This window comes from Streptomyces sp. NPDC023541 (assembly GCF_055559995.1).
The window spans coordinates 100,662-119,402 of the sequence record NZ_JBVHJO010000018.1 but is presented as its reverse complement, the minus strand read 5'-3'; the positions used below and the strand labels follow the sequence as shown (position 1 = coordinate 119,402).

Below are 18,741 nucleotides of genomic sequence, written 5' to 3'. Positions count from 1 at the left end.
GGCGCGGCGCTCGGCGCGACGGCCGCAGTGACCGTACGCCTCCTCGTACTGCCGATTGCCGTACGGGCGGTGTCAGGTCTTCTTGTAAAGCAGCCGGTCGGACGGCACCGGGACCACGCCGGCCTCGTGCGCGACCACGGCCGCCGCGGCCCGGTTGTCGACGCCGAGGCGCGCGAGGATCGAGCTGACGTGGGCTTTCACCGTTCCCTCCGCCAGGCGCAGGCGGCGCGCGATCTGCCCGTTGGAGAACCCGCTGCCGAGGAACCCGAGCACCTCCCGCTCCCGCGCGGTCAGAGCCTCGACGCGGGCCCGGGCCGCGGAGCGGCGGTTGGCTTGGGCGCCCGCACCGTCGGCGGCGAGATGCGCGACGACCCGGGCCGCGACCTTCGGTGACAGGTAGGCGGCGCCGTCGGCAACCGCCCGGATACCGGCGATCAGTTCCTCCGGCTCGCCGGACTTGATCAGGAAGCCGGCGGCACCTTCGCTCAGGGCGCGCAGGATGTACTCGTCCTCCCCAAAGGTCGTCAGCATCACCACACCCGTTTCCGGGACGGTCCTTCGGATCTCGGCGGCGGCTTCCATACCGCCGGTCCCCGGCATCCGTATGTCGAGGACGGCCACCTGCGGGCGGTGGCGCTGGACGAGCTCCACCGCCTGGTGGCCATCGGCTGCCTCGGCGACGACGGTGATACCGGGGTCGGTGGCAAGGACTGCGCGGACGCCTGCGCGGATCATGGGCTCGTCGTCGGCGATCAGGATCCGGATCATCGAACTGCCTTCCCGGTGTAGTTGTCGGTGGAGACCAGGAGTCCGGCCCGGAAGCAGAGACGGTAGATGTCCCCCGAGCGGTCGTCGAACGGGTCGCCGGTCTGTACGTAGAACTCGCAGGCCGCATCTTGTGGTGCGGGCGCGGGTGAAGCTGGGCGACGGGTCGTCTGGCGCTCGGGCAGGTACGGCGCCACGTCCGCGCGTGGCTGACCAACGCGCAGAAGGGCGTAGTGCTGAGGGGCGAGGACCGACTGCCGTGCCGTCACGGTGTCCCACGCCCGTACCCCGCCGATGAGCAACGCGATGGTGCACAGCGGCACCAGGACGGCCGCGGCGGCAGTACGGCCCAGCCTGCGACGGGCACTGCGGTGCTCAGGAGGCAGTACGTCACCTGGACCATCGGGCTCGGCGTGTCCTGGCGGGAGCACGGATCCGGGGCGGTGCGGGAGCCTGGCCCTGACGGCGAACCCGCCGCCCTCGGGACCCGATACGAAGGTTCCACCGGCCAGTCGGACGCGTTCATCCAGGCCGATGAGACCGAAGCGGTGGCCCTCGCCGGGTACGGAGGCCCGGGGCCCAGGTGCGGGACGGGGGGCGTGGCCATGGTGGGCCGCAGACACGGAGGGCACCGGCACGTTCGTCACACTGACCTCGGTCCGTCCTTCCATGCGTCGGACGACGACGGTCGCCCGGTGCTCCGGGGCGTGCTTGGCAACGTTTGTCAGCGCCTCCTGGACGACGCGCAGCACGGCCCGCTCGACGACCAGCGGCGCGTCACCGGCCGCCGCTTCGCCTTCTACCCGCAGCCGGACGTCAAGCCCCGCCGCGGCCGCCCGGTCCACCAGGCCCTCGACTTCGGTGAGCCCAGCGCCGGGCTCGGACCCCGGAGCCAGATCCGATGGCTCGCGCAGTACACCGATCACCTCGCCGAGCCGGTCCACGGCCGCTCCCGCCCTGGTGCGGATCTCCCGGGCGGTGGCCCGGTGGCCCTCAGACAGACCAGGGGCCAGCTTCAAGGCCCCCGCGGACAGAGCGATGAGGCTGAGGTCGTGGCCCAGGAGGTCATGCATGTCCTGCGCGATCCGGGTCCGCTCGCGCAACCGGGCCTGTTCGGCGACCAGATGCTGCTCCCTCTCCAGCCTCGCGGCCCGCTCCCACCCAGCCCGAACCAGTGCCCGGTACTGGCGCAGGAACCGGCCCGCGAACCACGGCAGCATCGCCGCCACGAGCAACAACCCCACGAACTGGCTCGCCCAGCCCAACCATGCCGGCACCATGAGAACAGCCACCACGGCGGCCGCGAGCACTCCGGCCAAGGCCGCCCCCGTGCTGCGGTTCCGCCCCGGCTGCCAGCCCGCGAGGAAGGCGCAGACCGCCGCCGGTATGCCCCACCACAGGGTGGCGACACCGGTGCCAACAGCCGCCACCGCCCCGATGAAGAGACCTGCGGACAGTACCGGTGCCGGCACCCGGGCCTTGATGATCACTGTTCTCACGCACGCGACCCTACGGAACTCCACCGCCCCGCGGCACTGCCGAAAGTCCACTACCGCAGGCCCGGGATCTCATGCCCTTGCCGAGCAGGCCGGATCAAGGACTTCTTGACGTGACACGCCCTGCCGAAAGCGACGCCCCGGTTTGCGCGGTCCGGCATCCGTACGCCGCCCTGGCTCGCGCTACGAGGCGACCGCCAGGGTCGCAACCCTTGACGAATGGCTTCGACCGAGGTGGCTTTCCCGTTCTCGGTCACCAGTCCCGGCCGGCGGTCAGCTCCTCCGCCGAGGGACGAACGGCGACCCCAGCTCAGCCCACGCGGGGAAGAACCACTGGGGCGACGTCTCGTGGACTTGGCACTTGGTGGCCGGTCCTGGCTGCGGCGGCTTCGGCGAGCCGGCGGTCCACGTGCGTCATGGCCGGGGTCGGCTGTGGGAGTGGTCCGGCGGCTGATCGAGAAGCTGGCCGCAAGCGGCGGCCCGGCCGCCGCCGACACGGTGGCGGCAGCGGGCGCTGGCTGGGAGCGGGGAGGAGCTGTGTGGGCCGCCCGTCCGTCGTGCCGGTAGCCGTTGGAGAACGCCGGCGCCTGACACGCGGGACACCGCCAGGCCAGGAGCCGGTTGTGCTGGTCGCACAGGCAGGTGTGGGGGAGGCGCCAGTTACCCTGCCAGGCCGGAAGGTGGGCAGTGTCGGTCAGGCAGTCGGGACGTAGCGGCTGAAGGCGGTGAGTGATGAGGAGCCGCGCCCGGGATCGTCGTCGTGACCACGACCAGCCTCAGCCAGGGCGCTCCATCCCTGCCCACGGGACCACCATAGGGGCCAAGGCAAGCCGAAATCCCGTGGAGCCCACCTGCATGGCGTGGAATGATCTTGGCGACTGCTGACGAAAGGGAAGGCTGAAAACGTGTACGTACCGTCATCTGCACGAGCTCTCGATGATGACGAGCGTGAGCTCGTGGAGCTGGCACGCCGCACCATAGACGCGCATACGGACGCCGGGCCCGACGAAGACGGGATCCACACGATGGGGGCTGCGGTCATGGCCGCCGACTACCGGATGTTCGCCGGCGTGAACGTCTACCACTTCACCGGCGGACCTTGCGCCGAACTCGTGGCTCTGGGAGCCGCACGAGCCCAGGGCGCCCGCCAGATGCGCTGCATCGTTGCCGTGGGAAACCACGGGCGGGGGGTCATCGGCCCGTGCGGGCGCGATCGGCAGGTCTTCGTGGACTACTACCCCACCATGCGTGTCATCGTGCCCACGCCCGCGGGGCCCAGGTCCGTTCTCGCCGCCGACCTCATGCCGCTGACTCAGCGATGGACCCCGGAAGGCATGAACGGTCTCGATCCATCGCTCTACCAAGACCCCGAGACGGCCGGTCCCCCGATCATCCGGTTCGATCCCCGCTACCTTGCCGACGTCCGCTCCGGCGCCAAGACCAAGACCACCCGCTTCCGGGACCCGGCCCAGCTCGGGCCGGCACGGCTGGTGTTTGCAAGCGACCCCGAAGTCGTCCTGCCGGCAGAGGTGACCGGTATCAGGCACTGCCTGGTCAGCGACCTCACCAACCAGGACGCCCAAGCCGAGGGGCTGACGACCGCAACTGAACTGCGGGAAGGCCTCAAGGGCCATTACCCGGATCTGGCGGGAACCGATGAAGTCGACGTAATCACCTTCCAGATCAACGACAAGACAGGCGCCGCTTGAACCGCGGAGGCACCAGCGACGACTGGGACGACCGCAGCAGCGAAGAAGACGGCGTCAGCGAAGAAGACGAAGAAGGCTCTGAGGCTGGTCGACGCATGATGACGCCCGACCGGTTGGGGTGGGATGCGGCCAAGGACCATTCCGGTGAGTTCTCGCTGCGGGGGTGGTCGCCCCCCCCCGCAGGAGAAGTCCGGCTATCCGGATGCTGATGAGTCGAGAGCACGAGTCAGCTCTCGGGTTGGCTGCCTTCGGCCTGCAGCCTCACCGCTCGGAGACCTTCAAGCTGTGCACCGACCCGTACTTCGACGACAAGGTCCACGTCGTCGGGCAGTACCACGACCCGCCGGAGCGGGCACTGGTCTTCTGGATGGACGAGAAGTCGCAGATCCAGGCCCTGGACCGCTCGCAGCCCGTCCTGCCGATGATGCCTGGCGTCCCGCAAAGGACCACGCACGACTACGTCCGCGCCGGCACCACCACCCCACGTGGCCGTGAGCGGGGGTGTGGGTGACGCTGCCCCGCCCTTCATGCAGGGCGCGCCTGTTCCGACGGAGACGGCAACCGCGGCTCGCCCTCCAACAGCGCTGCGTTGCCGGTCCACGTCGATGTATTCGGTGTCGGTGAATTCGACTTGGACTTGGTCGGCTTGGACTTGGTCGGCGCGGGTTCCGCCGTCTTTGAAGTAGATGTCCTCAAGGCCTTCGGTGACGATCGCGCGCAGTTCCGGTCCGTGTACCCGAACCGTGACCTCGTCTTCACCGTGGTGCCGGTGCGGTGGCGGCTGCCCTGCGCCAGCGGTCGCGGACCTTGGGCTGCCAGCGGGCCCGCACGGCAGCGTCCATGCGGCCGGTGATCGCCTTGGGCGGCGTGTTGCGTTCGCCCGTGCGGTAGCGCTCCACCGACCGCTGGCTGCCGCCCAGCTCCGTGGCGACGATGGTCTTCAACTTGCCCATCAGGAAGTTCATGCGCGCCTTCAGCCCTTTGGGCGGCTTCCGTGTGAAGGCTTCCCGGTCCGCGCGCTCCAAGCGTCATCGATGTCCCCCACGGCCTACTCTCCCGTCCTGGACCATCGGGTACTGCCCGCCCGGGGTCGGCTGTACCGGCAGCCGGTCCAGCAATGTGCTGTTGGACAGGACGACGCCGTAGGGGTGCATGGCGATCCCGCGGGGCAGCTTGTCGAGGACTTGGGCCAGCGCCCACAGCGGCCCGACCTTCAGTCCCGTGACCGCCACTCGGTCCGGCCTTGCTCCACCGCCCGCCGGTCCCCGTCCAGGCCGCACGCGAACATGCCCGCCTCACAGCGCTGGCGCAGCAGCCGCATCGCCTCGCCCGGCCCCGGCTCGGCGCCGACGACCTCCGGCTGCGGGAAGTGCGGCCGCCCCAGCCCAGGTCCGCGACCGGGTCGACGACGCACGCCTCCCCGGTGCCGAGGGTCTCGGCGAGCAGCGCGGCGGCCCGCCCGCGGTCGGCGCCGGCGGCCTGCTAGATGCGCTCTGCGGCGGCCGCCCTGTGCTCCGGGCCGGTCAGACAACGCTGCCCGCAGGCCGGCCGCCGCCGTTCGATCAGCCGCAGCAGCAGCGCCGCTCCAGCACGTCGGCGATCCGACGCTGGCCGGGGTCGGCGCAGCGGACCGCGTTCGTCAGCACGACGGGCACACCGAGCCGGTCGGCCGGGCCCAGAGTGGGGCAGCCGGCCGCACCGAGTCGGGACCGGTTCGGGGAACGCCCCCAGCAGACCGCCTCCAGGCGGAGGTTCCCACCCGCGAGTTCCCGCCACGGCGCATCAGCGACGCACTCTCCCGTGCCCGCGGCTTTGGGAGGGGCCCCAGGGGGCCACCAAGCGGACGCCAGGGCGGTGGCCGCCGGGCGGAGGGTCACACCTTCCTCGGCGCGGGTGCATTTCGATGGGAAAGCCGGGGGCGATTCCCCTTTCTGAAATGATGCAGAGTTACGCGGCGTGCACGCTGGGCTATTCAATTTCTTGACATCGTGTCCAATAAAGGGGTGTGGTGTGCCAAGTTTGCGTAAAGTCGTGCGCCGTCGAGCGGGTGGGAATGGCCTGGACCAAGGCTGCGGTCAGCTTGAACTCGCTTGCCGTGGCGCTGAATTGATGATCCATCACATGGCCGACTCAAGGTAATTGAATTCGCGACATCTTTGCGCGTAGAGCGATGGCGTTCAGAACCTTGATCTCTCTGGCAGGATTCCCGGCACCCAAACCACTCAAGGAAAGAGGTGTGGTTGTGCGTGGTCGTGGGACACCTGAAACTCAGCTTCGCCGGCACTGCAGGGCCGTCGAACCGCCCGGATGTGGCACTCGGTCAGGCGGCGACGCCGGGCTGTAGCCGTCGGGTGGATGGTCGGCGGCGAGGGTGGCGTCCCGACCGGCTCCCCGACCGCTGAGCGTGCCCGCCGCCACGGCGCCACCAACGGTCCATGGCCGATGACGTCTTCTCCACCCCGCCTCACTACGGCTGCGTCAGCGCCATCACGGCGCCGAGCCTGAACCATCGGAGTCCCGAGGTCGCGGCCGTGGCGGCCGAGTCGTCCGACTGCAGGCCTCTGCTCGGACGAGTGTGGCCGACTTCGTTGACGTGCACCGATCCCCGAGACTGTGGCGCTCGCGCCGCAATCGCCGTGCAGCGGTGCGCACGTCGAAGCCGTCCCGGGCCACCTTGATGATCCCGTGCCGTTCCGTTGGTGCCAAAAGGTTCGGTCCCCATACGCGAGCTGACCACTCGTCACTGTGTGGAGCATCGCCCAGGCAGGCGAGTTCCGCGTTCTCAGATCAAGGAGCATGATGCACAAACGCCGCGCGTCCCGCCGTAAGAAAGCGCTGATAGCCGCGATCACCGCCGCACTCTCCGGCGGTCTGCTGTTCGGCTTCAACGCCCTCGCCCAGGCCGATGTGGTCAGCGGCACGGTCATCAGCGGTCAGGGCAACTACCAGACCGTCAACCACCGGGCCAAGCCGTCCCTTTCGGCCCAGGTGAAGGGCTCCTCGAGGGTGGGCGCCAAGGTCCGGATGTCCTGCCGGACGACGGGCGACACGGTGGAGAACAACCCGAGGTGGATCTACACCGGCTCCTACTACATCGCCGATGCCTTCATCAAGGAGAACACCACCCCGCTGCCGGTCTGCGGTTCGACTCCGAACCCGAAACCCATCCCCGCGACCGCGAAGACTCTGAAGATCGACATGCAGAAGCAGGTCAGGACCCAGTGGTGCTGGGACGCCTCCGGCGTGACCATAGCCAAACACTGGGGCCGCTCCGTCAGTCAGGAGCAGTTCTGCCAACTCGCGGCCCAGGGCACCTGGGTGAACTGCAACAACCAGCCCGCCACGCTGGAGGACATGGCCAACGGCCTGGCCAGGCTGGGGCTGAGGAACAGTGGCCACAGCCTGTACCGCAACGCCTCGTTCGGTGAGTCCGTCGCCGAGATCGACGCGGGCCGCCCGTTCGCCGTGCGCTTCGGCTGGCGCACCGGCGGCGGTCACATGAACGTCATTTACGGCTACGACAGCGCCACCAACATGATCGCGGTCGGCGACCCGTGGCAGACCACCCAGACCTACACCTGGTGGAACCACTCCACTTACGCGAACAACAACTCGTTCCAGTGGACCCACTCCCGCATCGGCATCCAGGGCTGAGGAGCAGACCGATCATGCAGATCATGCGACACGCCAGGCAGGCGACACCCCGCGCCGCCGTCCTCGCCACGGCCGCACTCGCCGTCGCCCTGTGCGGAATCGTTCCCGCACAGGCTGCGGAGGGCGAGGGCATCCCGGGTTACGAGTCCGCCCGGCAAACCATCCAGAGCAACCAACTCCGCGACACCGTCTCCCGCTTCCTGGTCTCGGCCCGACAGCCCCGCACTGCCCCCGCCGCGGACGGCGGCGCCGTCGGCACTCCCGGCAACGCACCCGCGGCGGTCGCCGCGCCGCCCGGGTTCGATCTCAAGAAGGACCCGGTGCCGATGTTCGAGATCAGCCCCGAGTTCGTGACGGGCAAGGCCCCGGCAACCCCGCAGACCGCGCTCCGGCTCTCCTACCTGGCCTCCCGGGTGACCGCCTCCGACGGCAAGCACGCCGCCGTACTGCTCGCGCCCAAGGGGAACCCCGCTACGCCGGGAAGCGGCCCGCAGAACGTCGGCGCCGAAGGCTGGCAGCTGGCCGGCATCCGCGACGGGGACGCCGAGGTCGGCTTCGCCGAGCGCGGTACTCCTCAGGCCCGTACCTTCACCGAGCCGCAGATCCGCGCCTGGTACCGGCTCACCGCCGACGGCATGGTCGAGCCGCTCAACGAGGAGGCGACCACCGGCCTCGGCGGCAAGCGAGGCGTCACCCTCGCCGCCTACCAGAAGCTGGTCACCGCCCGCTACGGCGACAAGATGCCCGGTTCGGAGTACGACCGCAAGGGCCTGGCCGGCGGGTACGGCGGCCTCGTGGAGGGCCAGCCGGAGCAGGTCTCCGCCGCATCCGTGCAGCCCGACGCCGATGAGCCCTGGCAGCCGACAGCCGCCAAGGCGCTCGCCGCCGTGGTGACGATCGGCGGCGCGGTGCTGTACGCGCGCCGCAGGGGAGCTGCGGCCACCCGCTGACCGGAAACGAGGCCGGGCCGTTCCCCGTGCTGAGCCCGACGACCTTCATCGCCGGGCTCAGCAACTGGGGAGGGCAAACCAGCCCCGATACGAGGGACACCCCAGGACTGCCGGCGCGCAGGACCCGTTCGCCCCCGGAACGTGCTCACCGGCGGCACACAGCAACATCTCCTGCACATCCCCGCCTCCCGCTGGACCCTGGACATGTTGTTTCCCGTCGACGGCCATCAGCGGGCGCTCGTCGAGTTCGACGGCTCCCACTGGCATAGCGACACCTTCGACCGAGACCCGCGAAAGACGCCCGACATCGAGCGGCATCATCCTCGGTGCACGGTGGTCCGGGTGCGCGAGGAGCCGCTCGAACTCACCCGGCCCACCGACGTGGCCGTCCCGTACCTGGCCGATGCCTTCACCACCGCGAGCACGGTCATCCACCCCCTCATGGCGCTCATGGCGAAGTCGATCCGGGCGCCCGGGTTCGGGTGGGCCAGGATCACCACGACGGCTGGCTCAGGGAGTCCGGCCCGCTGGAGGGCGTCACGGGGCGGACGGTCACCGTCCCCCCGTAATCGAGCAGGCGCAGTAGCAGCGGTGTCGGTAGCGCCGGATTGCGGGCTACTCCGTCCAGCGCGGATGCGTGGAACGCCACCGGTGCTCTCTGAGTCGCCTGGGCCATCGTTGGCCGCTGTGGGGCTCAGTGGCCTACCCGGCGAGGGCGAGGTTGTGCATGCGGGCGATGCCAAGCACGGCGTGGTGGACGTCGCCTTGGAGGCGACAGTCGCGGAGGATCTTCCAGGTCTGCAAGCGGGCGAAGACGTGCTCGACGCGGGCGCGGACCCGCTTGTGGGACTTGTTGTGCTCCTCTTTCCAAGGCGGGAGTTTGGCTGGCCGCGCTCGCGGCGGTGGGGGATGACGACTCCGGTGCCCGGGTAGCCGCCGTCGGCGATGGTTAGCGTCTCGCCGACGGCGGGGCCTTGGCGCCGGATTCCTCCCATGCCTTGCAGCCGTTGCGGTTCCCGGCGAGCGGCTGGCCGACCACGACGATCAGGCGGGGGTCGGCGTCGATGACGACCTGGTGGTTGGGGGAGTACCCGTAGTTCTTGGACCGCGCGGCGATGGTGTGGTCGCTGATGGGAACCAGGGTGCCGTCCACGATGAGGATGGCGCCCTTGGTGAACCGCTTGGCGGGGCTGGAGCGCGAGCATCGGCCCGAGGTGGTCGATGATGCGGTCTGCCGCCGACTTGGTCACCCCCAACAGCGGGGCCAGTTGCCGCATGGTCAGATTCGTGCGCCAGTAGGCAGCGACCAGTGCCCGGTCCTCCAGCGGAAGGCTCCACGGCCGGCCCTTGCGGATGGTGTCTGCACCCTGGCGCCGCAGAACGGTCACCAGTTTCCCGAACTGCCTCGGGCCCAGCCCGCTGAACGGGGTCATCCAGGACGGCTCCGACGCCGTGACCACTCCAGCCACGGCGAGATCGTCTCAGCTTGATCATGCTGCGGGGCCGCCAGCGCTGGCGGGACATATCTCGGTCGCCCGGGCGGATTCGGTATGAGAGCGTCACGCCCGTGGCTACTGAGACCGAAGTGGGAGAGCTGTTGCACCGGCGCGGCTGGCGGACGGCATTCGTGGCGGTCTATGCCGACGAAGACCGGGGTGGCCGCCTCCTTGGACCTGGAGGCGGGTGCCGTCTGGGCCTTCACCCGGTTCGCCACGACCGGCCTCCGCCGACGTTCCCTCATCGGCGAGTTCAACAAGCTCCGTCTCAGCCTGGGCCGCTTCCTCGTCCTGGGCCTGAAATTTCCAACTGGCGGGTGACGTCCTGCGTACGGCGGTCGCGCCCAGCTTCACTGAGATCGGCCGGCTGGCGGCCATCGCAGCCATCCGCACCATCCTCAACTTCCTCCTCACCCGGGAGGTCGAGCAGGAACGCGCCGAGATCGAACGCGATCAGAAGGAGCTGTGCAGCGGACCGCAGCCTGCTGACTTCCGGCCGCCGCGCGTCGCCGGTGTTTGATGCCGGCCAACGGGGAACACGGGCCTGGGAGGTGATCGACTATGCCCGGACGGGGCAAGGCACGCGATCGGCTGTGGGCGGCCGTTACGGGAAGAATCGAATACGTGCGGCGTGCGGCTCGGGGCCCTGGAAGTGAGCGGGACGATCTGACCCTGGTTGCCAAGTCTGTGGTCGCGGCGATGGCCGCGTGGGTAATCGCCCGCTATCTGCTGCCGCCGACCGTTTCCACGTTCGCACCGTTCACCGCGCTGGTCGCCCTGCAGGCCACGGTGTACCGCTCGGTGCGCGACTGCGTCCAGTACCTGGTGGCGATGGCCGCCGGAGCCGCACTCGCAGCCTGCCTGGCCGCCGCGGCGGGGATCCACGGGTGGACATTCGGGCTCCTCACCCTGATCGCGCTCTGCCTGGGAAGGATTGAACGGTTCGGCCAGCAGGGCACCCAGGTCGCCATCATCGGCTTCTTCGCGTTCTCCTCCGGGCAGGGGCGCATCGACTACATCGGCCACCTGGCCGCCTCGGTAACCGTCGGTGCGCTGTGCGGCCTCAGCGCCCACCTTGTCCTCGCCCCGGCCCGTCACGTTCACCACCGGCAACAGGCCGTCGCGGACCTGTACGCGGCGATGAGCCGACGCCTCGACGACCTGGCCGAGATCTTCGAAGGGAACGACCCTGACACTGGATGCATCCGACACTGGCGTCGCGACTGGCGCAAGCTCGCCGCCGAATGCGAACGCATCCAAAACGCCATCGATACGGAGATCGAAAACAGCCGCCTCCACCCCCGCCCCGGCATCACCAGCGCTGACACCGCTCTGTCCCGCGCCCGCGGCGCCGTCACAGTCGCCGAACGCGCCATGGACCACCTCCGGTCCCTGACACGCACCCTGGACTATGCCCTGGACAGCGGAGAGATTCAGAACCTTCCCGCGTCCTTCCGGACTGCCTCCAGCTCGCTGCTGCGAAGGGCGGCCACCACGATGCAGGAGATCGGCCAGCCTTCCCCCACCGATTCGGGACACCTGGACGGCCTGATCGACGACGCCACGGCAGAGCTCAACCGCGTCGAGCAGCAGGAGCGAGCGGACGCCGAAGCCACGCCGACTGCGCACACCCTCCAGGGAACCCTCCTCACAGATATCGGCCGCCTTCTTGCCGAACTCCGTTCGGGCAAAGCCCTCACCCCGACAGCCTGACCAAAGGCGCTACACCCGAGGGCGCAGTTTCGCGCACCCGCTTGCAGACGCGCGAAGCAGACGGGGACGTTTACGTCGCCGCCAGCGAGCCGCCCGCCGACATCCTGGTAGCGAGCCGCATGCAGCTGGATCGAAGGAGGCACGTCCGGCCCAAGCCCCTCCGAGCCATCAGCCTGCGCGCACGGCCTCCGACCCTCGAGTGAAGCCACCCAGCAACTCACCCTCGCCCCCCCCGGCGACGACCGCGCCCGGGCGGGCCATCGCAGCGGTCACCGACCGGGCCCGTGCCCGCTACGGCCCCTGCACCATCCGACCCGCCACCCTCGCCAAAGAGAACCAGGGGGGATTACCCCGTTGCACGACTCGAAGCGGATGTGGCTGAGGAGGGCCTATCCGATGAGGCCGAGCCAGTAGCGGTACGGCTCTTCGGCACCACCGCTGCCCTGGCCGCCACCGAGCTCCTGCGCGCCGGACACCCCTGGGCGCTGCCCGTGCCATTCAGGCCGTGCGCCCCTCGGGGGACTCCCCGCCGGCCGCTACCTGCTCACCTTGGATCCCGAGGTGTACGACGGTACCGGCGTCCAGGCCGTACATCCGAGTCATTGAGAAGCTCTTGGGGGACGATCTCCGGTGTGGATGGGGGGCCGGACTGGGCGCGCATCCCGTGGCGGTTCGAACTTGCCTAGAGGGCGTCAGTTACCTGCGGTCTAAGGCATCCGCGACCGTTCGGACCGGTGGCCCTTGGGCCCCTTCCGGGGACGGGGCCCCTACCTTGGCCGATGTCCGCCAGCGCATGAGGACCGGCCGCATCGAGCTCAGCGAGCTCCGTGTCAGTTGTTGATGACCTGGTAGAGCGTGGTCCAGAAGTCGTGGATAAGGCGGGCGGAGTCCGGGGTGGACATCCCGACCGGGGTGAGCAGGATTCCGGTGAGCCGGTTGTCCGGGTCGGCGTAGGCGGTGGTGCCGGTACCGCCGTCCCAGCCGAACTGACCGATGGGCGCGTGGTCGCCCATTGCATGCCGTGGTTCAGCGGCATCTGGAAGTAGGCGTGGTAGTCGTCGGCAGTGGAGACCAGCCCGCCGCCAGCGCCTTGGAATGCCGGAGGCTGACTCGTCCTTCCGCCTTCGGCCTCGTCCCACACGAGGAGACGGGTTGTCATCGAAGCTGGATTGACCGTTGACGACGGGTGACGGCTGTCGGATCCGGTGATCGGGACGTGTTGGGCCGACCGCTGTGCTGCCCTGTACTTCCGAACGGGTGGAAGGCCCGTGTCCTCTGCCTGGCAGGACTCTTGGGGCGATAGCGTGGTCGCCAGGAGCAGTTGTGGTTCCGTGCCGCTGCCCAACCGTGTTCGCGGTTACGGGCTTCTCGCTGTTGGGGGACTGCGCCCGAGTGAGGCCAGCGGCCGGACGCGGCGGTCGCGCAGTGCGGGCGCCAGCGACTGCGCACGTCGAGGAGAACAGCATGGCTACTGGCATCGTGAAGTGGTTCAACGCCGAGAAGGGCTTCGGTTTCATCGAGCAGGACGGTGGCGGCGCCGACGTCTTCGCCCACTACTCGAACATCGCCGCCCAGGGCTTCCGCGAGCTGCAGGAAGGCCAGAAGGTCGAGTTCGACGTCACGCAGGGCCAGAAGGGCCCGCAGGCGGAGAACATCCGCCCGATCTGAGCCGCCCGATTCCCACGCCCCGTAGGCAGCCGGTCTCAGCTGCCCGCGGGGCGTCGGCGTGATCGTCTGTGCCTGCCACAGCTGCCACGGACAACTACACAGGACACCCGGGCGGCCGACTCACACGTCAGCCTGTGAGGTCTGTGAGGCTCATAGGCCATTTCCCCAGGTCGGGGAGGTATGACGTCATGGGCGGGACGGTCGACGAGCCTGATCCGGAGACGATGAGGCGAGTGCTCGACGGTCTGGCGCAGGCCGACGACGAGCACCCTGATGTCTCGCTCACCCACGAGAGGGGGGTGGTGCCTCAGCGCTGTCGGCGGTGGTCTGCTGGTCTGGGAGGACCCGGACGAAGACTCGGTGGCCCGGGTGAGATGCGCGACGTCGCCCGCGAGGAGATTCCCCGGCTCTTCGAACTGCTGGCGGCGGGTGACATCTCATCGGTTGAGGCCCTCTCCTGGCAGAGGTGACAGAGGTGACCGGCCATAGTCAGGTTCGCGCCCAGAGGAAGATCGCCGCGATCTCCCACCCTCGTGGCGCGCCTCAGCAGCGGATCAAGGGCGGGTAGGACGGTCGGAGTGCGGCGGTGCGCTTCTCTTCCGCGGTCCGCTGGCGGTCACGGATAGACACAGCTGAAATCGACGAGGACGACGAGGGGTAGCGGGAGACTCTGGCCAGATACGTGCGCTGACGAAGACGTATCACTCCGGTGTGTAGACGCGCTTGAATCGGTTTGCGCCCGACGATGCTTTCAGCGCTTGACCTTGACGCAACGGCAGGGTTTCTACTGGCGGCATGTGAATCGGAGAGATTGCCACGCTCGTGGGGCTCACCACCCGGGCGATCCGGCACTACCACCATGTCGGGCTGCTTCCGGAACCGGAGCGGCGCCCCAATGGCTACCGGGCCTACAGCGTCCGTGATGCCGTCCTGCTCGCCCGGGTGCGCAGGCTCACCGAACTCGGCCTCAGCCTCCATGAAGTGCGCGACGCCCTCGCCGAGGATGCCGGGCGCGAACTGGCCGAGGTGTTGGAGGAACTCGACGCCGACCTGGCCCGCCAGGAAGCCGACATCCGGGAGCGCCGCTGCCGGCTCAGCGTCCTGCTCGCCGAGCCGCCCGGCGCGACCGGGCCCCTCTCACCTCCCCTCGCCGCGCTGCTGGCACAGGCCCCCAGGACAGACTCGCCGAGCGCGGCCAAGGACCGCGAGTACCTCACGCTGATGGACGCCACCGGCTCCGATAGCCAACAGATTTTCGCGCTGCTCGGACCCCTGGTCGCCGATCCCGCGGTCGTCGAACTGTATGAGCGCCTCGACGCGCTCGCCGAAGCCCCCGCCGACGATCCGCGGATCGCACCTCTGGCAGCTGACCTGATGGCAGCCGTCCCCGAGGAGCTGTTCGCCGCGATCCCCGAGGACGGGGCGGTCGTGACCGGGTTCAAGGCGGCGCTGCTCGCCGAGTACGCCCCCGCGCAAGCGGAAGTCGTGGGCCGCCTTATGGACGCGTTCATGGAGAGGGGTAGGGCATGAACGGCCGGCCAAGGGGCGTACGGGCGGCGCGGGTCGCGGTCGCCGCCGTACTGCCGGGGGAACTGGCCCTGGCGGCCTGCCCGTTGGCCGGGGTCCGGCCGCCCGAGTGGGCGCTGGCGGGCGCCGAGGCGCTGGTGCTCGCGGTGCTGCTGCTGGAAGCCTGGGTGCTGCGCTCGCTCTATGTCGCCGCGCGCGCCCGTGGCGCAGACCGCCGGGCGGCGCGGCGAGCTGCCGTACAGGAGGCGGTTCCGGTGACGGTCCGCCGCCTGGTCCTCCACGAGCTGCGCGCCCTCGCCTTCCTGGGGCGGTGGGTGCGGCGCGGCACGCACGGGGTGCGCCCCGGGGACCTCGCTGCCGCGTACACCGGGCCCCAGACCGCGATGATGTACGGGCTGCTCTTCGTGATGGTCATCGAGACGGTGGCCTTGGCCTTCCTCATCCCGTGGCCGGCGGTCCACCGGGTGATCCTGGTATTCGACCTGTACGGCGTCGTCCTCGTGCTGGCCCTGCACGCCGCCTGCGTCACCCGACCGCACGTCGTGCGTCCCGACGGCTCTCTGCGGATCCGCTACGGAGCCCTCTTCGATCTCGCCGTACCGCCGGACGCGGTCGCCTCGGTCCGCGTCGACCGGCGCTACCCCGAAGGCGGCCTGATCACCCTTTCCGAGGACGGGGTCCTCGACCTCATAGTGGGCAGCCAGACCTCGGTGACCCTGGAGTTGAACCGGCCACTCCCCTTCACCCGCCCGCTCGGCGCAACGGAAAAGGCCCACATCATCCGCTTCCACGCCGACGACCCGCGCGCCCTGGTCAGCGCCCTCCGTCAACCCGCCTGAGCACACAGGTTGGTCCTCGCCGCGGCGTGGCGCCCGGCAAGGTGCTCCGATCGGGCGCCGCACGGATGCATGTTCGACTTCTCGGCAATCTCGCACATGACATCTGTGAGAGTTCTGCGAGAGGCCCGGAGTGATCACGTCTCCGCAGGTCACCGTTCGCAAAAGTCCTCTCGAACCGGCATGTTGTGCGAGGCGCTTTTAGAGGCTGCCGCCAAGGATCTCACGCCCGATCAGGCCGCATTGGCGGTAGAACGTCATGACTGTCCGAACTGTGAAGCGCCTGCCGGAAGCGCCTGCCGCACCCGGGGCGGGAAGACCGCCGCGAAGTACAACACCCCGCGCTTCGTCCTCGTCCGCGCGCTCCGCGAGGAACTGCAGATCCCCGTCGGCGGAGCGCCGTCCCTCCAACGACCGAATGACCGGGATGCAGGGGTGGGACCCGGTGGCGGAGCTGCCGGACGTGAGCCGGAGCGGAGTTTCCACGGGCAGTGGCAGTACCGTTCGGGGCTGAACGTGCCCGGGCCGTTCTACACGGCCGGCGCGGACGGCGGCTGGACCGGGCGCGAGTACGCACCCCGGCACGTGCTCTACGGCGACCGGTTCGAGGGATACGGCGAGTTCGTGTACCGGCAGCCGAAGACCCCCGATGAGGTACGTGCTCTCGCGCTGGCCGCGGCCGAGGACCTGCCGGCCGCGTGGGCCTGTGACGGCGACCTGCACTGGACGCCCGCTGCCGTGCGTCAGTGGTGGCGCGAAAGACGAACGGTCGAGGAGTACATCGCGACGATGCTCGTGGAGTGGGAGGCGAGCGAGCAGGAGAACGAGCGCGAGGCGGCCGAGGGCTTGCGGGACTACGAGGCATACCTGGCAGGTGAGGTGGCGGACGATCTGCGGGCGTACATCTTCCGTCTGGAGCACGGCCGCTATCCGGGTGGCGGAGACGTACTGCCGGAGCTGTGAGAGCACGGAGAAGGGTGGCCGGATGGCTCTGACAACCGGCGACCACCTATGACGCAGCAGCAGGGTTTCATTTCGAGCCGAGCATGGCGGGGATATCAAGAAGGGCGAGGAAGGCGGTCGCCGCGGGCGTGCGGCTGACGCGGCCGCAGATGACATACTCGACGCGGGCCGGCGCGTCAGTGACCTTGATGGTGGTAACGCCGGTGAGCTGAGACGCGTACGCGGAGGGGAGCATAGCGATGCCCAGCCCCTGCCCGACCAGGCGGGCCAGGAAGTCCGCGTTGGTCACTTCGAAAGCGACGTCACGGCTGAGACCGGCGGCCGAGAAGGCCTGGTCGGACTGGACACGTCCGGCTGTATGGGCCGGCAGGTCCACGAACACCTCTGAAGAAAGCCTGCGAAGGTCGACGGCCGGTTCCTCGGCGAGGGGGTGGTCCGGCGCGACCACGGCGACGAGTCGGTCACGGGCGAGTTCGCGGGCGTCGACACCTTCGGGTCGCGCGGTGGTGGGCAGTCCTAGGAAGGCCACTTCGAGCGCTCCCTCCTTGACCTGCTCGACGAGTTCCTCGCTCGCGCCCACGCGCAGGCTGATACGCACGTCCGGGTACTGCCGGTGGAAGTCGCGCAGGACGCTCGGGATGTCGACCGCGGCGACGCTGGGGATGAGGCCCACGGCGAGCCGTCCGCGTACCTCACCGACGGCCGCAGCGACCTCGGCGGCCGCGCGGTCGGCGGCGTCCAGACACTGACGGGCGGCGGGAAGGAACGCCGCACCGGCCGGTGTCAGCCGCACCCGGCGGCTGGTGCGCTCGAAGAGTTTCGCACCCAGTTCCTTTTCCAGGCGTGCGATCTGGTGGCTGAGGGCGGACTGGACGACCAGGCATCGCTCGGCAGCCCGGGTGAAGCTGTTCGTTTGGGCGACGGCGACGACGTAGCGCATCTGCTGGAGCTCCATGGATCCATCTTCTTTCGCGATCAATGAGATGACAAACATGTGTTGGACTCATTGATCGCCGCGGGATGAAACTGCGGGCATGACCAGTCCAGCAACACAGAGAGCCCCCGCCGGGACCGTCAGTGGTGTTCCCCGTGGACATCTGCCGCGTGCCGTCCTGACAGCGCTCACTCCCATTGCGTGGGGCACGACCTACATCGTCACGACTGAGCTTCTCCCCCCAGGACACCCCCTGTTTGCGGGACTGCTGCGTGCGCTGCCCGGCGGCCTGATCGCGCTGGCACTCACCCGGACGCTGCCGCGCAGAGGGTGGTGGGGGAGAGCCGCGGTGCTCGGCGTGCTGAACATCGGCCTCCCCTTCCCGCTGCTGTTCCTCGCGGCCGAACGCCTGCCGGGAGGTGTGGCTGCCACCCTGGCGGCGGCCCAGCCGCTCATCATCGCCCTCCTGGCCGTGGCAGTCCTGCGCGAGGCGCTATCCGCCTGGCGCCTCGTCTGGGGGCTGATCGGCATGGCCGGCGTCGGCCTGGTGGTGATCGGGCCGAGTGCGGCATTCGACGACGTGGGGATCGTGGCGGCGCTCGGCAGCGCGGCGTCGATGGCGCTCGGAACCACCCTCACCAAACGCTGGGGACGCCCTCCCGAGGCCGGTCCTACCGCTTTCGCCGGCTGGCAGCTCACCGCAGGAGGGCTGTTCCTGCTGCCCATCACGTTTCTGGCCGAGGGGGCACCTCCCGCCATCGACCTGACCGCCGCCCTTGGCTACCTCTGGATGGGCCTGGTCGGCGGACTGATCTCGTACGTCCTGTGGTTCCGCGGCATCACCACGCTCCCCGTCACCTCGGTCGCCGTTCTCGTCCTGCTCTCACCGCTGGTCGCCGCGGTGCTCGGCGCCGTCGTGCTCGGGCAGACCTTCGGTCCGGTCCAACTCCTGGGCTTCGGGCTCGCGCTCGCCGCGATCGTCGCTGGACAGCTGCCTACCCTCACCCGCTCACGCGGCTGATCTTCAACG

At 69.4% G+C, this 18,741-nt stretch carries 20 protein-coding genes and 3 pseudogenes; 14 read left to right on the top strand and 9 right to left on the bottom strand.

Translation table 11 applies throughout. From position 1 onward, the window contains the following. Positions 1–72 precede the first annotated feature (72 nt). On the bottom strand, positions 73–768 hold the full coding sequence (locus tag ACZ3X1_RS31685; RefSeq protein WP_467282215.1) for a response regulator: 696 nt from the start codon (positions 766–768) through the stop codon (positions 73–75). Continuing rightward, the gene (locus tag ACZ3X1_RS31680) at positions 765–2,264 is read right to left on the bottom strand and encodes a sensor histidine kinase (RefSeq protein ID WP_467282213.1); all 1,500 of its coding nucleotides are present in this window, start codon (positions 2,262–2,264) and stop codon (positions 765–767) included. The genes ACZ3X1_RS31685 and ACZ3X1_RS31680 overlap by 4 nt, the downstream gene beginning before the upstream one ends. A gap of 953 nt (positions 2,265–3,217) precedes the next feature. Between ACZ3X1_RS31680 and ACZ3X1_RS31675 the strand changes: the two genes are divergently transcribed. After that, a complete protein-coding gene (locus tag ACZ3X1_RS31675) occupies positions 3,218–3,970 on the top strand; it encodes an ASCH domain-containing protein (RefSeq protein ID WP_356812223.1) in 753 nt (250 codons plus the stop codon). Positions 3,971–4,214: 244 nt separating this feature from the next. After that, a pseudogene (locus ACZ3X1_RS31670) lies at positions 4,215–4,451 on the top strand (IS630 family transposase); the annotation flags it as partial. Positions 4,452–4,725: 274 nt separating this feature from the next. Here ACZ3X1_RS31670 and ACZ3X1_RS31665 read toward each other — a convergent pair. From ACZ3X1_RS31665 to ACZ3X1_RS31655, 3 genes are all read right to left on the bottom strand, one after another. Continuing rightward, on the bottom strand, positions 4,726–4,935 hold the full coding sequence (locus ACZ3X1_RS31665) for a hypothetical protein (RefSeq protein WP_467282212.1): 210 nt from the start codon (positions 4,933–4,935) through the stop codon (positions 4,726–4,728). 63 nt (positions 4,936–4,998) lie between these two features. Beyond that, the gene (locus ACZ3X1_RS31660; RefSeq protein ID WP_467282210.1) at positions 4,999–5,202 is read right to left on the bottom strand and encodes a hypothetical protein; all 204 of its coding nucleotides are present in this window, start codon (positions 5,200–5,202) and stop codon (positions 4,999–5,001) included. Next, positions 5,184–5,384 carry a hypothetical protein gene (locus ACZ3X1_RS31655; protein WP_467282209.1) on the bottom strand — a complete coding sequence of 67 codons (201 nt, stop codon included), beginning with the start codon at positions 5,382–5,384 and terminating at the stop codon, positions 5,184–5,186. The genes ACZ3X1_RS31660 and ACZ3X1_RS31655 overlap by 19 nt, the downstream gene beginning before the upstream one ends. Before the next feature lie 1,382 nt (positions 5,385–6,766). Between ACZ3X1_RS31655 and ACZ3X1_RS31650 the strand changes: the two genes are divergently transcribed. Together ACZ3X1_RS31650 and ACZ3X1_RS31645 are read left to right on the top strand one after the other, a co-directional pair. Beyond that, on the top strand, positions 6,767–7,624 hold the full coding sequence (locus ACZ3X1_RS31650) for a papain-like cysteine protease family protein (protein WP_467282208.1): 858 nt from the start codon (positions 6,767–6,769) through the stop codon (positions 7,622–7,624). A gap of 14 nt (positions 7,625–7,638) precedes the next feature. Then, positions 7,639–8,574: a hypothetical protein gene (locus tag ACZ3X1_RS31645; RefSeq protein WP_467282206.1), complete on the top strand. Its 936-nt coding sequence runs from the start codon at positions 7,639–7,641 to the stop codon at positions 8,572–8,574. Between the two features lie 317 nt (positions 8,575–8,891). Here ACZ3X1_RS31645 and ACZ3X1_RS31640 read toward each other — a convergent pair whose 3' ends face one another. Together ACZ3X1_RS31640 and ACZ3X1_RS31635 are read right to left on the bottom strand one after the other, a co-directional pair. After that, positions 8,892–9,074 (bottom strand): hypothetical protein, encoded by a 183-nt coding sequence (locus tag ACZ3X1_RS31640; protein WP_467282204.1) that lies wholly within the window; start codon positions 9,072–9,074, stop codon positions 8,892–8,894. A 202-nt stretch (positions 9,075–9,276) separates the two neighbouring features. After that, positions 9,277–10,043 (bottom strand): annotated as a pseudogene (locus ACZ3X1_RS31635) (transposase). Positions 10,044–10,211: 168 nt separating this feature from the next. Between ACZ3X1_RS31635 and ACZ3X1_RS31630 the strand changes: the two are divergent. Genes ACZ3X1_RS31630 through ACZ3X1_RS31620 form a run of 3 tightly spaced genes read left to right on the top strand, consistent with a single transcriptional unit; the run spans position 10,212 to position 11,783 of the window. Continuing rightward, positions 10,212–10,391, top strand: a complete 180-nt coding sequence (locus ACZ3X1_RS31630; protein ID WP_467282203.1) for a DUF1622 domain-containing protein — start codon at positions 10,212–10,214, stop codon at positions 10,389–10,391. Continuing rightward, positions 10,381–10,590 carry a DUF1622 domain-containing protein gene (locus ACZ3X1_RS31625; protein WP_467282250.1) on the top strand — a complete coding sequence of 70 codons (210 nt, stop codon included), beginning with the start codon at positions 10,381–10,383 and terminating at the stop codon, positions 10,588–10,590. The genes ACZ3X1_RS31630 and ACZ3X1_RS31625 overlap by 11 nt, the downstream gene beginning before the upstream one ends. 41 nt (positions 10,591–10,631) lie before the next feature. Next, positions 10,632–11,783, top strand: a complete 1,152-nt coding sequence (locus ACZ3X1_RS31620) for an FUSC family protein (RefSeq protein ID WP_467282201.1) — start codon at positions 10,632–10,634, stop codon at positions 11,781–11,783. 830 nt (positions 11,784–12,613) lie between these two features. Here ACZ3X1_RS31620 and ACZ3X1_RS31615 read toward each other — a convergent pair. Then, entirely contained in the window at positions 12,614–12,796 is a 183-nt protein-coding gene (locus ACZ3X1_RS31615; RefSeq protein ID WP_467282199.1) for a hypothetical protein, read from the bottom strand. A gap of 451 nt (positions 12,797–13,247) precedes the next feature. Between ACZ3X1_RS31615 and ACZ3X1_RS31610 the strand changes: the two genes are divergently transcribed. The 6 genes and pseudogenes from ACZ3X1_RS31610 to ACZ3X1_RS31585 all read left to right on the top strand — a co-directional run bounded on the left by ACZ3X1_RS31610 (position 13,248) and on the right by ACZ3X1_RS31585 (position 16,777). Beyond that, positions 13,248–13,451 carry a cold-shock protein gene (locus ACZ3X1_RS31610; RefSeq protein WP_057233722.1) on the top strand — a complete coding sequence of 68 codons (204 nt, stop codon included), beginning with the start codon at positions 13,248–13,250 and terminating at the stop codon, positions 13,449–13,451. Positions 13,452–13,639: 188 nt separating this feature from the next. Further along, on the top strand, positions 13,640–13,921 hold the full coding sequence (locus ACZ3X1_RS31605; protein WP_467282197.1) for a hypothetical protein: 282 nt from the start codon (positions 13,640–13,642) through the stop codon (positions 13,919–13,921). A gap of 331 nt (positions 13,922–14,252) precedes the next feature. Continuing rightward, entirely contained in the window at positions 14,253–14,981 is a 729-nt protein-coding gene (locus ACZ3X1_RS31600; RefSeq protein ID WP_467282248.1) for a MerR family transcriptional regulator, read from the top strand. Further along, complete coding sequence (locus tag ACZ3X1_RS31595; RefSeq protein WP_467282195.1) at positions 14,978–15,817, top strand: hypothetical protein; 840 nt, start codon at positions 14,978–14,980, stop codon at positions 15,815–15,817. Before ACZ3X1_RS31600 ends, ACZ3X1_RS31595 begins: the two co-directional genes overlap by 4 nt. A gap of 69 nt (positions 15,818–15,886) precedes the next feature. After that, positions 15,887–16,183 (top strand): annotated as a pseudogene (locus ACZ3X1_RS31590) (zinc finger domain-containing protein); the annotation flags it as partial. Positions 16,184–16,330: 147 nt separating this feature from the next. After that, positions 16,331–16,777 (top strand): ferredoxin, encoded by a 447-nt coding sequence (locus ACZ3X1_RS31585; protein ID WP_467282246.1) that lies wholly within the window; start codon positions 16,331–16,333, stop codon positions 16,775–16,777. Between the two features lie 67 nt (positions 16,778–16,844). Here ACZ3X1_RS31585 and ACZ3X1_RS31580 read toward each other — a convergent pair whose 3' ends face one another. Next, a complete protein-coding gene (locus ACZ3X1_RS31580; RefSeq protein WP_467282193.1) occupies positions 16,845–17,732 on the bottom strand; it encodes a LysR family transcriptional regulator in 888 nt (295 codons plus the stop codon). Positions 17,733–17,811: 79 nt separating this feature from the next. Here ACZ3X1_RS31580 and ACZ3X1_RS31575 point away from each other — a divergent pair, with 79 nt between their 5' ends. Continuing rightward, entirely contained in the window at positions 17,812–18,732 is a 921-nt protein-coding gene (locus tag ACZ3X1_RS31575; protein ID WP_467282191.1) for an EamA family transporter, read from the top strand. Positions 18,733–18,741: the final 9 nt, after the last annotated feature.

Bases quoted from the DNA above. Each gene is read 5' to 3' on its own strand.
- ACZ3X1_RS31665 (WP_467282212.1), bottom strand. From the start codon at position 4,935: ATGAACTTCCTGATGGGCAAGTTGAAGACCATCGTCGCCACGGAGCTG.
- ACZ3X1_RS31575 (WP_467282191.1), top strand. From the start codon at position 17,812: ATGACCAGTCCAGCAACACAGAGAGCCCCCGCCGGGACCGTCAGTGGT.
- ACZ3X1_RS31620 (WP_467282201.1), top strand. From the start codon at position 10,632: ATGCCCGGACGGGGCAAGGCACGCGATCGGCTGTGGGCGGCCGTTACG.
- ACZ3X1_RS31685 (WP_467282215.1), bottom strand. From the start codon at position 768: ATGATCCGGATCCTGATCGCCGACGACGAGCCCATGATCCGCGCAGGC.
- ACZ3X1_RS31645 (WP_467282206.1), top strand. From the start codon at position 7,639: ATGCAGATCATGCGACACGCCAGGCAGGCGACACCCCGCGCCGCCGTC.
- ACZ3X1_RS31630 (WP_467282203.1), top strand. From the start codon at position 10,212: ATGCCGACGAAGACCGGGGTGGCCGCCTCCTTGGACCTGGAGGCGGGT.
- ACZ3X1_RS31610 (WP_057233722.1), top strand. From the start codon at position 13,248: ATGGCTACTGGCATCGTGAAGTGGTTCAACGCCGAGAAGGGCTTCGGT.
- ACZ3X1_RS31650 (WP_467282208.1), top strand. From the start codon at position 6,767: ATGATGCACAAACGCCGCGCGTCCCGCCGTAAGAAAGCGCTGATAGCC.
- ACZ3X1_RS31605 (WP_467282197.1), top strand. From the start codon at position 13,640: ATGGGCGGGACGGTCGACGAGCCTGATCCGGAGACGATGAGGCGAGTG.
- ACZ3X1_RS31615 (WP_467282199.1), bottom strand. From the start codon at position 12,796: ATGGGCGACCACGCGCCCATCGGTCAGTTCGGCTGGGACGGCGGTACC.
- ACZ3X1_RS31580 (WP_467282193.1), bottom strand. From the start codon at position 17,732: ATGGAGCTCCAGCAGATGCGCTACGTCGTCGCCGTCGCCCAAACGAAC.
- ACZ3X1_RS31595 (WP_467282195.1), top strand. From the start codon at position 14,978: ATGAACGGCCGGCCAAGGGGCGTACGGGCGGCGCGGGTCGCGGTCGCC.